We start from the raw sequence: 12,479 nt of genomic DNA, 5'->3' as shown, positions 1-12,479 counted from the left end.
TTTGCATGGAGGTCAATGGGTTTTGTAAACCGAAATCGAATTAACTTAACGACTAATCTTTTTGTTGATTATAGAAGATTCGCACACCGGCACATTCTGATCCTCTGTCGTCAAAATAGTGCGGGGCAGAAATTTCAACTTTAACGGCCATGGTATTCAGAATCACAAATAGCTGTGATTCTTTAAAATCATCGGCTGCATTATCGTAAAGAACTGTTTGATCCTCGTCATCAGCAATAAGACGGAAATGTATTTTTCCCAGCCTGTTGTGACCACATACCGAGACAAAATATTCCCGATTACCAAAGAAAGTTTGATTGATAATAATTTTCCTTGCTTTCCGCAAAGTTACAGCCCGCGATAAAGAACTGGACTGGAAGTATCTTGGAGCTGACTCACATCTGCGTTCATAACCACGACAACTCTGGCTATAACTTTCTTGTATAGCAAAAGTGCCTAAAATGAGTGTTAAAATGATATGAATCAGAAATTTTTCTTTCATCCGAAAATAATTTAATAATTCATTTGCTCCAGATGTATTAGAGTAACTTGCATAAGCAGCAGCTATTCATGCTTTTATTGTCGTGTTACTTTTCGTCTGTTTTTCATTCGTCTGCAATTTTGTTTTCTTAAAACAGGAAATGTCTTGAAATAAAAATAGTAATTATTTTATTATTCGACTAAATAAATCGATTATCCACTTACCTATTGAACCCATTTTAAGCGCAATTTGTTCACTTCTTTATGAATCCGATCTATTGGGTTGCTAATGGTTCTGTCTGCATTGCTAGTTCCAATAACAATCCTGCCGTTCTCTTCCCTTTCTGATGTGGCAGGGTTGTCTGCACCAGCAAATTGGTTGTAAGCCTCGTTTAACTCTACAAACTCCAGAGTAATCTGATTTTTAACCGATGGACTTAAATAGCGCTCAAACATCTGATTCAGTTGATTGAGAATCATTTTTTGATCCCATACTCTCATCATGAATTCGTTCTCTTTAATTTTTGAACCTCTGGAGTTAAGAGCCAAATAAATACTTTCTATAAACCCGCCGGCTGTGATAAGTGCATATTCTCCAAAACGATCAGTCTCGTGTAGGTTTGAAATGGTTAAAAGGTACAATTCATCATAGATGTAGTTAACCGAGTCCATATTATTGATGTTTTGCATCAATCTTTCACCCAGTTGTTCTATTTCCGGCGGGAAAATGTTCATATTTCTTCCTGTTTCCTCAATCACATTAAAATAGCTAAGAGCCGTATTGGTTTGGTCAAAACTTGCAGCATAAGCCATGTTTGCCATATAAACTCCGTACATTACCAGTCTCTCTTTGTAAGTGACATATTGGTCTCTTTTAGCCAAATCAGCCATCAGTGACGGTGTATATTCAATCTCGTTACGATGAATGTACTCCAGAATTTCGTCGGGCGAAGGGATGGCATAGAACTCAACTTCCAATTCCAGGTTTTCCTGATTCTTAGTCGTTACAGGTGGATTACTGAAGGCATAGGTTGTGAATAAAACTATAATCAGGAAGAGGTTAAATCTTGTATAACCTTTATGTAAAATTTTAATGTTTCTAATGAATTTGATCATGGTTGCTTATTTGGTTTTGTATCTTATTTTGTGTAGAATCCCAATTTCAGAGTGATCCCAGTTATATTATTTCTGTTTTTAATACTCATTTCTCCAAGGTGTGCCTCGGCAATCATTCTAGGGAAGTTTAAGGACTGACTGCCAGTATAAAATAGATCGAAATATGATGAAATCTCTTCTTCAGAAACATTTGGGCCATTGTCCTGAAAAATTATTTCCAATCCTTGTTTGTCCTGTCTTAATTCTAACTGTATGGCTGAGTCAGGCAAATTTCGTTCCAGAAAAAAATCCAGAGTAATGATGAGTGCTGCCATGATAAGTTGGCTTTCTCCGGTAATGTTAACTGAATCCTTATTGCTTTTGTTGTTGATAACAATTTGTTTACGCCTGATTTTTTCATCCAGCTGAAACATGGCAAACCCTATTAGTTTGTTGATGTCCAGTCGCTCTGGTTTAAGCAATGAACCTTTGGATTGCAGTTCAGTTATACGCAAAGCAGAATTTACAAAAGTTTCTATTTTTGAGAGTGAATGATCTATGCGGTCAACAAGTTGAGCTACCTTTTTCGAGTCAACTTTATATTTTATGACCTGCAGCATCCCTGTGATCTCGTTCAGCGAACCTGAAACTTCGTTTCCGAGTATATTAAGGAAGTGTTGTTTAGATTCCTCCAGATGCTTTAGTTCTTCATTTCTTTTGGAGAGTTGCCTGTTGGTGTTTTCCATATCCTGATTGGCAGCCGTTAACTTTTCAGTCTTTTCTGCCACCAGTTTTTCAAGATTTTTGTTCATCTTTTCAAGCAACTCACGGTTGGTCTTTAGCTCTATTTGGTTTTTAACTCTTACCAACAGTTCTTGCGAGTCAAATGGTTTAGTGATGTAATCTTCTCCTCCCGATTCGAAACCTTCAACCACACTTTCACGGTCGGTTTTGGCTGTCAGGAAGATAACAGGAATTTTATTTAGCTTTGGGTTGGATTTTATCAATTTGCATATTTCGAAGCCATCCTCTCCAGGCATCATAATGTCAAGCAGAACAATGTCGAATGAGTTGCTCTCCAGCCAACTGAGGCCGGATGCACCATCCAAAGCAAATTCAACTTCATAACCAGCTTGCTTCAGAATTGAAGCAGCCACCTGAATGTTTTTAGGATTATCATCAACAATTAATATGCGTCCCGAATATGTCATTACTGCTTGTTTTCTTATTTAATGGTTTAGTAATTCTACTTTTCATCTCTTCGTATTGAATTGACCTCTAATATTGCTAAGGATAGAAAATCAGAGAATGATTTATGCCTGAGTTTCTATGTTTATAGGATCTGTTGTTCTACAAGTTAGTAATATTTTAGGTTTCTTCACTAATTCTATTTCGATGAGACCTCCTTACCTGCTTTTTAATCTTAGAATAAAAACTTTTCGCTATTGTGTCTCCGCGTCTAATTCTTATCCAAAATAATCATTAATTCCCGAATAGGAATTAAAATCTGCAATAGATTTGCTTAGTTCTTCCACATCAAATGAGGCTGTGGCGCTATCAATGCGGTAGGCTAATTTCTCCATGAATTTGTCCTTATGTCTCAGACTAATTTGCTTCATGATTTCTGTAATCTCCTTTACCGGGCCAAAAGATGGTCGAAAACTAAATTCGTCCCATATAGGCTTTAATTCATTGATGCAATCATCTTTGCACTCTTCAGAGATGGTGTTTGGAACATGAATTTTGGTTGTTTCAGAATCTACTTGTGTTATGCTTTTATTGTTTGCCTCTCCCTGACCTCTTTTGATGGGTTTTTTATGAATGATTTCGCAATGATGAAGATGAACGGTGAATGTGCTACCTTCCTCCGGTTCGCTTTTAAGTTCAATACTTCCACCCAACAACTCAAGTAACCGTTTTACAATGCCTAATCCAAGACCTGTACCCCCGTATCTGCGGTTATCCTGATCTTCCTGTTGGGTGAAGTCTTCAAATATTTTCTTTTGAGATTCGGGTTTGATCCCAATACCCGTATCTATAACTTTTATGGTAATGTTCACCTTTTCTTTATTAATTGTTTTGGTAGAAACAATTAATTCAATTTTCCCTTCTTCTGTAAATTTTACGGCGTTGCTTACCAGGTTTGTTATAATTTGCCGCAGCCGGAGTTCATCCTGCCTGATAAAATGTGGAGTGTTTTCCGAAATCTTTGTAATAAACTCAAGGTTTTTCTCATCAATTGCAGGTTTGAATAGGCTTTGGGTTTCGTATATAAGATTACGGATATTTGTATCGTTTTTGCTTAGTTCCAGCTTACCTGCTTCAATTTTTGAATAGTCCAGAATGTCTGAGATGAGGTTCATCAGGGTCATTCCACTTTTTTTTATGTTATTGAGATAATCCATCTGAACAGGTTCGCTGGTGTTTTTTTTCAAAATATCAGCAAACCCGATGATGGCATTCAGGGGAGTGCGAATTTCATGACTCATCCTGGCCAGGAATACACTTTTTGCCTGATTGGCTGCAACGGCTTCTTCACGAGATTGTAACAACTGCCGGTTAAGTTCAACCTGATCGGTGTTGTCGGTGGCCAGACCTATAATCCGATGGATCTTACCATCGGGGGTTCGGGTAACGATTCTTCCCGTTCCTTGCATCCATCTATATGATCCGTTTTTTATTTTTACCCTGCATGGAATTTCGAAGTATGGGGAGTTGCTGTTTTTGTGTTCTTCGTAGCCTTTTAACAGATTAGGCATGTCTTCAGGGTGAAGCAGATTAATGACTTCAGATAGTCGCGGATGCTGATTCTCTCTGCATATGTTCAGTTTCTCCTGCCACGCCGGGTTGATGATTATTTCATCTTTTTCGGGGTAGATGTCCCAAACGGCCATGTTTGAGACATTAATTGCCAGTTCAAGCTGCTCCATGGATTCAACCAAACGCTGCTTTTCCTGTATTCTGTTTATGGCTAGGGCAAATAAATTGGCGAGGCTTTCAAGATGCTCTTTGTCGTCTTCTTCGTAGTCTGTTGATCGGTCGGCTACCAGCAAAAGTCCTTTGTATTCGTTGTTGAAAAAGATGCCCGCCGAGGCGATTCTGCTAAAGGGAATGAGATCATTAAATGGAATTCCCTCAATTAATAACTCGCTTGTTGTATTCACGATGCGATCAGAAATATTACGCTCTTCTTCTGTAACGGGAGTGATGTTGTTGAAATGCTTTGCAAAATATTGCTCAATTCTTTTTACTTCATTTAAATAATTTTCGGAACTGTCGGAGTAGATGGTGATTTTCAGCTCCTGGTTAACGGGATCACGATAGGCCAGAAACGCGAATGCACTTTCTGTTATTTGTAGGGCATACTGACGAATCAAAAGCTCTACAGAACTTAATTCATTATGGATGGTAAGTTCGCGACTGATTTCTGCCAGACTCTCATTTACAAAAGACTCTTTAATGAGGCTGTTTTCGATGGATTTATGTGATTCTAAATTGTGGCTGTAGTAGCAGAACAGGTCAGGCTGATCAGTGTCGGGCATGAAAATCTTGACAAGCACCGGGTAAAGTTCTCCATCTTCTGATTTATGTAAAGTCTCAAATTCCAGAGTTTCATCGTTTTCTAGTCTCTTTATCTGGTCATTCCACCATTTTTCATCAATTTTTGGGTTGATGTCATTAACAGTTAAGTGGCTGTAGAGATCAGAATCGATGCCTAATATGTCTCTTGCCTGTTTGTTGGCGTATAGAATGCGGCCATCTGCATGAATATAGTAGAATTCAGCAGGAAAATACTCCAGCGCATAGCGGTGGAGCATTGCTTGATCGCGCATATTTTGTTCTACCGATAAATCTTTAAATGATAACAGGGTTCCTGTTTGTTTCTTCTCCTCATTATAAAATGGGATGATGTTAAGCTTTACCCAAATATCGTGCGATTGACCTGCTGTAATTGTACCTTCAAAAGATTTTTGAGCATTCAGGTTCTTTACTATCTCTTCCCATGTTTTGCATTGAAATTCTCCATTTTCCAAAAACTGGAATTGAAGGGATTCTGAAATTAAATCATGGGTTAATATTGCTTCCGATTCGTTAATTAATTTAGAGAAGCTGCTGTTCCATTTCAATATTTCATTTTGGTGGTTAAGGATCAGGAGAGCATCCTCTGAATTACTTAAAAGGGCGTTTAAGCATGCTTCAGAATTGAGGAGTGACTCTGTTAGCTCACTTTTTAAGACAAAATGGGCACTCGAATTCATTTCATTCGATTCCTCAGGGTTGCTTATATTGATCTCATTTAATGAGGGAGGCATAAGTAAGGCATCATGTAAAGATATTAATGCCATACCTGAATTAAAATTGAGAAATGAACAGTCGAATTTTAAACGCCAAATGCTTTGACCTGCTGATTCATGCGTGTAGATTGTTCCGGTTTGGTTTTTTAATGGCAATTGATTTTGCAACACATAATCAATGGCATCCATCAAACGACATTTACTACACATCAGAGTGGTGCCACAGCTTCCCAGATTAATCGCATTTTGACAGTTTAAAAGTAGTCCGGGTGTTACCCGGTATTCCTTGCTGGAGTCCAGCTTTAACAATTCCCTTGCCTTTTGGTTGATATAAGTAACCTTTATTTGGTTATCCATAACAATTAGAGGATGAGGGATGGCACCTATTAATTCATATAGAGTGTTTTCTTCTGTCATTTCATGTGTCTAAAATTTGTTATTCAATGGTTCTCGAGGTCTTGGGAGAACTCGCCATCATAGTCATTGGCTAAGCCGATCTTAGATTCCCCTGTTTGAGAATTGCTTCGCATGGCTCGATTTATTAAGGTTAAATCAACACCGACTACCCGCACATTAATTAATACGATGTTATGCATGAAAAGTTCTTTAATTGTTGTTTTTAGAATTGACTCTCTATTTTAATCAGAAAAAAGTTGATAGGAATGCAACTATTTTATTAATTTAACGAAAGATAAAGAACAGAAGACAAAAGGAAAGTCAATTTTTCAGGTTTTTAGTTTTTTTTGAAAAATTCACAACCACCTACGTGGTTGTGAAATAGGTAGATATAAAATCTTTTTTAGTTGTGTTTCACAAATGAAATCTATTTATTAAAGTAATAAAGCATCATCGCTCAGAAAAATCATTTGAATGTTTAAAACTTCTATTAAAAAAAGTTGGGTTTCAGCACTAACCATTTCGGTACTTTATTTGGTTGCAGGCTTGTTATGGATTTATTTTTCTGACAGGATTCGATTACCTTTTGTTGTAGATAAGGATACCATGACTATGTTTCAAACTTATAAAGGAGCCGGATATGTTAGTGTAACAGCGATATTGCTTTTCCTTCTTATTTACAGACAGATTCAAAAAAGAAGTGGTTTGATTCTTCTGTTAAAAAAACGAAACCGACTATTGGTACGTGTATTGCAGAATCAACCGGGAATGAATGTTCTTATTACCGATATTAATGGCGAGATATTGCAATCTTATGGTCATGATTTGTTATGGAAGGATTTGAGAACGGTGAAGTTAACCGGCAAGAATATAAATCATTGGCCTCTCGAGAATGAGCAATGTGAGGTAATTCAAAATTTTCATAAATCTATTTGGCGCAAAGGAAAATCTACTACAGAACTTAGAATAAATGCAGATTGGTATCTATTCTCCGGTTCGCTTTTGAATAAAAAAGATTCCGCCAGAGAATATGCTCTTATTGTATTGAGGAGAATCAACAACGAAAAACTTATTGAAGAAGAGAAAGAAACTCTTGTTTTAAAAAGTAACACCTTATCTTCGAAATTGAAGGATCTTGAAACTGAACTTGAATTTCAGCGAAGACGTTTAACTACATTCTCTGAGAACATTGGGGAAGGTGTTATGCTTTGTAGTATCAATCGCTCAGGTCAGATTGATGAAGTAGAATTGATCAACCAAAAAGCATTGAATTATTTTGGACTCGTTTCCCGGGAAGTGGCAGGTAAGGATTTGTGGCGAAACTTACGATTTAAAGGACGAGATGATCAAACACTTCTTTTGAATAATAATTTTAGAGAGCGGCAGCGATTAATTTTATACGCTGCAACCTTTAATGAATCTCAAGTTAATGAGATTGAGCTTAAGGCACAATATATATTTCTCGAAGGTTATACTCATGTAATGATTGTATTGCGTGAAACCGAGATTGGTGAAAAAGATGTGGTAAACACACCAGCCATATTCGATGCACTTGCGGTTTTGAATAGCCTTTCGGATGGAGCGATGCTGCTTTATCCCGACCTGAGAATTTATTTCTGCAATGACAGCATGAAAATATTGTTGAATTTAGATAATTGCGAGTTGGAAAATCCGGGGATCCGGAATTTAATCAATGATGGGATTGATGTAGATGTGTTGTCCTATTTGGATGAAACTCTAAATGGGAATGTTACGAAAACCACTGACTTTAAATTTCCCGGCAACCCGGATAAATGGTTTAATTCAGTTTTTTATCCCATTTTTGATAGAAATGGTAACGTTCGAAGTATTTTGAGAATTACACAGGATGTTACATCGCGCAGAGAATACGAACAAGTGCTGAGCGAGCAACAGTCGCAGGCCGATGAGAGCAATCGATTAAAATCGGTTTTCCTTTCCAATTTGTCGCATGAAGTGAGAACTCCTATGAATGGCATTCTGGGGTTTGTAGAGTTGCTGGAGCATGATGGTCTGTCAGAGAGTCAGAACTATTATTTAAAGTTGATTCGTGAAAGTTGCGATAATCTTTTGAATATTCTGAATATTCTGATTGAGGTGAGCCGCATTGAAAGCGGCGAATATGTTGTTGAAAAGAGCTGGTTTGAAATTTATGAACTCATTGATTATCTTAATGAGGAAGGAAAAGAGTTACTAAATAAATCGGGAAAGCATAACATTCAATTTAAGATTGAAGAGAAACATGCTGATCTTAATGAGAGAATATATTGTGAAAAAGAGATGTTGATGCGAGTCCTGAAATTATTGCTTGATAATGCTGTTAAGTTTACTCAGGAAGGGCATATTCGAAGCGGTATCAGGATTTTAAATAACGATCATCTTCTATTCTGGGTTGAAGATACCGGTGTTGGCATAAACAAGAACATTCATCAAAGTATTTACCTGCCATTTACTACGGTCAGCGACTCAGAATCGGTGCTCTATGGTGGCCTCGGTCTTGGCTTAACCATTGTAAAAGGCTTAATCGATATGCTTGGAGGATCTATTGATCTTGATTCTGAACCTGGTATAGGGTCACGCTTTACAATTAAAATTCCTCTACGAGTTTCCAATTCCAAAAAGGAATCGGATGAAGAAAAATCAGTACTCAAAGTTGGGAAAGTTCTAATCGTTCAATATGGTTACGAAAAGGTAGATGAGTTAAAAGCTGCTGTTAATCATCATAATGTTCAGTTGTTATTTGCAACCAATGGCTCTGAAGCCATTGACCTCCTTTTTGATCACAAGGACATTGATGTGGTGTTTACTGATGTCAGGTTGTCGGATATGGATGGGTTTGAATTATTTAAAGCCATAAAGAAAATGTATCCCCCGCTCCCGGTTATTGCTCAGGCATCATATATGATTTCCGAGGAGAAACAACGTTGCCTTCGTGCCGGATTTGACAAGTACCTTGTAAAACCTATAGATCCCACTCAGTTTTTCAAAATTCTTAGTGTTTATTAGTTTGCTTATGGCAGAATTAGTTTGGGGTTTTTATTTGGTTAAATTACAGGTCTATGTGAACTTGATTTCCGTACGCATAATGTGCTTAATATCAAGTGTACACATTTATTTTATCCCGCTAGGCGGCACCTCAATGCGTATAGCATCTAATATCTAAAAACCTATAAGTCTAACAGTCTAATAATTAATATCTTGGTCTGTTCAAATAAATTACTATCAGGAGTACTAAGCTCATTGTAAATATAACGTAATTGCAAAAACGCGGCGTATCAATGAAAATGTTTCCTATTCGCTTTGCAGGCGAATAGAGGTGAGATCGTCCGTGAATATTTTCAGGCATAAAGTAAATGGGAGTCATTTTTCTGATGAACTGATCTTCACTGATCCTTATTTTTTCAACATTGGTTTCGTCGCTGACAATTTGTGCCAGTTTTTTGTTTCGTGTTTGTTGCAGTTGCCGGTATCTGTCGCGGCCCAACTCATTAATCAGTTCATCTTTTTGGTTCTGCACCGAATCATTGATTTTTGTAAGTGCATTTCTTGCTTCGCGGATGAACAGATTGAAATCGTTGCCGTTGATGTGTTGATCGTTCAATTCAGGTAGTTTCTTTTCTATATGATTAACCAGTTGTGCATAGCCATTTCTCACTAGTGCAAAATTTGCTGAATCGGGAGTGAGAGAGTGATCACTGCTCCATGTGTCGCTGAAAAAAGCCTTCTCAAGTTCAGGTATGAGAAAATTCCTGTAATAGGCTGTTTGATATATGCTCTGATCAAGATCATAAAAATAATTTGAGTATTCACTCTTCATAAAAAGGCTTACAGATATGGCTTCAAATGACCATCGGGATAACATTGGCTCACTTATAGGCGGCACATATTTATCTGAAGAGAAAAATGGATTGATTTTGTTAAAATCAATAACTGCACCACTGAAGAGTATTTGTGGAATCAAAATAAATGGAATTGAAACATATACTGATGCGGTGGTTTTAAATATGGTTGAAAGCAACAATCCGATAATTCCCGATGCAATTGCCGTTGTCCACATGATGGTAAAAAAAGAGATGTTTCCTGCCGGAATTTGAAGTATCCATTTGCTGACCAAAACATAAGAGGCCATCTGAACAGCCGATAATGTTACCAGGTAAAACATTTTGGCTCCCAAATAGGATGAAAAGGATAAATTCAGGAACGATTCTCGTTTAAGTGCTTTGCGGTCTTTTATGATTTCTGTGGATCCACTCATAATCCCGACAAACATGGCCACGATGACACTCATGAAAATATACGGCGGTATGTTCTCATTTTCATGAAAACTATAACTGTCGGTTAAAGGACTTATATATCTCGAGAATACACTCAGGAGTGTTCCCAGTAATGGTGGCAAGGATAATGAAAGTATCAGATATGGATAATCAGCCAGTTTGGTGAAAAGGTTGCGTAACGAATAGAGTTTAAATTGTTTGACTTTATTTGGTATGTCAACTTTGCTCGGAGAGAGCATGGTGGTTTTTTCATTGAAAATGGTGAAGTTTTCTTGGATGCTGCGCATGTATCTCCGATGCCATCTTTCCGGAGTATAAACACGTTTCGAACCTGATCGGTGTGGTGTTGCAATGTTTGTTGTCTGAACAAACCTGAATATATCATCCGGATTCAGATTCCCACAGGTCTGACATTCATTTTCGTGTGCATCTGCAAGTTTTAATGCCTGTTTTAAATATGAGGTTACTTGTATGGCCGGGCCAAAATAGACAGGATAACCACCTTTATCAATAAAAAGGAGTTTGTCGAACATTTTGAAGATGTCACTCGAAGGTTGATGAATGTTAATAATCACCATTCTACCATTTTCCGTGGCATCTTTTAATATTTGCATAATGTTCTCGCTATCGGCTGACGATAAACCCGAAGTTGGTTCATCCAAAAAGAGGATTCCGGGATCGCGTACTAACTCGATAGCTATATTCAATCGTTTTCTTTGTCCGCCACTGATTACTTTTTCTAGAGGACTGCCAACTTTAAGGTCTTTAATTTGGAATAAATCCAGCTCTTTCAGTATTTTATTGACTTTCCTGATGCGTTCGTTTTTTGAAAGATTCCCCGACGACAGGCCGGCTATAAAATAGAGGTTTTCGAAAGCAGTCAGCTCCTCGTTGAGGGCATCGTCCTGAGGTACGTAACCAATATAACCCTTAACTTTATCAGGATTGGTGAAGACGTTAACTCCATTGAGTGTGACAACGCCATTTTCAGGTTTTCTGGCTCCTATCAACAGGTTCATTAAGGTGGTCTTGCCGGATCCACTGCCACCCATAATGGCAAGCATTTCTCCTGAGTGACAACTGAATGACATTTTTCGGATGCCATAATTGCCATTTCGGAATCTGTAATCGATGTTATGGGCTTCAAGTGCCAATTTCTGGCCTGAATAGCTTCTTGTTAATGCCTTGGTAATATCATTATAATAAAAGTCGAAATCGTTATTGGTATGAATTACTGCTCCTTTATTCAGAATGTAAGTTCTTCGCTTATAAAGTTTCCTGTTATTGATTTCAAAGTGAGCCTGACCGCTCACTTTAAACAATACTGTATTGATTGAACTGATTTTTAAGAAAATAAGTTGGCCATTCAGATTTTCAACATGGCTAATTTTTGTTCCAGGAATGCTGAGGTTTTGGTTGTCGCTAATAATTAAAAGAGGATTGCGATCACTTATTTTTTGAAATACATCTGTACTAAAGGCCAACGCGTCATTGAAATCTGATTGATCAATTTCCAGTTTGCCGGCTATGGTTCTAACCAGTTCTGTGGCTTCGCTGGTGATGTACAGCGAAGTTTTACCCGACATATATGGCGCATATTCGATAAGGTATATAAGCACCAGCATTCTTTGTGAGATGGTGATTTCACGGGATAGAATGTAGCAATGTGCTTCAATTTCGTTGGTGAAATAGTGGTGAAAAACGGATGGTTTTTTATTCTGTACCTGAATATATTCTTTAATTCGCTGATGAAATTTGTCAAGATATATGTCGGTAGTTTGTTTGGTGAAATTGGAGGATAGGTAAACTTCCAGTATGTTGGAAATAAGCGTGTACCCCTTGCCGGGTTTAAAAACAGCAATGAGTGCAAAAATTGAAACGATACTTTGAAGTGCCTTCTCCTTCATAAACAGACTTGGTT

Annotated in this window: 7 protein-coding genes; 1 reads left to right on the top strand and 6 read right to left on the bottom strand. The window is 37.6% G+C overall.

The window, feature by feature from the left end:
* Nucleotides 1–52: 52 nt before the first annotated feature.
* The 5 genes from B5X70_RS07575 to B5X70_RS18045 all read right to left on the bottom strand — a co-directional run bounded on the left by B5X70_RS07575 (nucleotide 53) and on the right by B5X70_RS18045 (nucleotide 6,466).
* On the bottom strand, nucleotides 53–502 hold the full coding sequence (locus tag B5X70_RS07575) for a hypothetical protein (protein WP_079557297.1): 450 nt from the start codon (nucleotides 500–502) through the stop codon (nucleotides 53–55).
* 203 nt (nucleotides 503–705) lie between these two features.
* Nucleotides 706–1,596, bottom strand: coding sequence for a hypothetical protein (locus tag B5X70_RS07570; RefSeq protein WP_079557296.1), 891 nt, complete (start codon nucleotides 1,594–1,596; stop codon nucleotides 706–708).
* Between the two features lie 23 nt (nucleotides 1,597–1,619).
* The gene (locus tag B5X70_RS07565; protein WP_079557295.1) at nucleotides 1,620–2,786 is read right to left on the bottom strand and encodes a hybrid sensor histidine kinase/response regulator; all 1,167 of its coding nucleotides are present in this window, start codon (nucleotides 2,784–2,786) and stop codon (nucleotides 1,620–1,622) included.
* Nucleotides 2,787–3,041: 255 nt separating this feature from the next.
* Entirely contained in the window at nucleotides 3,042–6,287 is a 3,246-nt protein-coding gene (locus B5X70_RS07560) for an ATP-binding protein (RefSeq protein WP_079557294.1), read from the bottom strand.
* A 23-nt stretch (nucleotides 6,288–6,310) separates the two neighbouring features.
* Nucleotides 6,311–6,466 carry a hypothetical protein gene (locus B5X70_RS18045; protein WP_157666518.1) on the bottom strand — a complete coding sequence of 52 codons (156 nt, stop codon included), beginning with the start codon at nucleotides 6,464–6,466 and terminating at the stop codon, nucleotides 6,311–6,313.
* A gap of 274 nt (nucleotides 6,467–6,740) precedes the next feature.
* Between B5X70_RS18045 and B5X70_RS07555 the strand changes: the two genes are divergently transcribed.
* The gene (locus B5X70_RS07555; protein WP_079557293.1) at nucleotides 6,741–9,290 is read left to right on the top strand and encodes a PAS domain-containing hybrid sensor histidine kinase/response regulator; all 2,550 of its coding nucleotides are present in this window, start codon (nucleotides 6,741–6,743) and stop codon (nucleotides 9,288–9,290) included.
* 184 nt (nucleotides 9,291–9,474) lie between these two features.
* Here B5X70_RS07555 and B5X70_RS07550 read toward each other — a convergent pair whose 3' ends face one another.
* Entirely contained in the window at nucleotides 9,475–12,465 is a 2,991-nt protein-coding gene (locus B5X70_RS07550) for an ATP-binding cassette domain-containing protein (RefSeq protein ID WP_079557292.1), read from the bottom strand.
* Nucleotides 12,466–12,479 lie beyond the last annotated feature (14 nt).

This window comes from Alkalitalea saponilacus (assembly GCF_900168165.1).
Taxonomy (GTDB): domain Bacteria; phylum Bacteroidota; class Bacteroidia; order Bacteroidales; family Marinilabiliaceae; genus Natronoflexus; species Natronoflexus saponilacus.
Note: the sequence above shows the minus strand (reverse complement) of the source record. Positions and strands in the feature narration are given on the sequence as shown.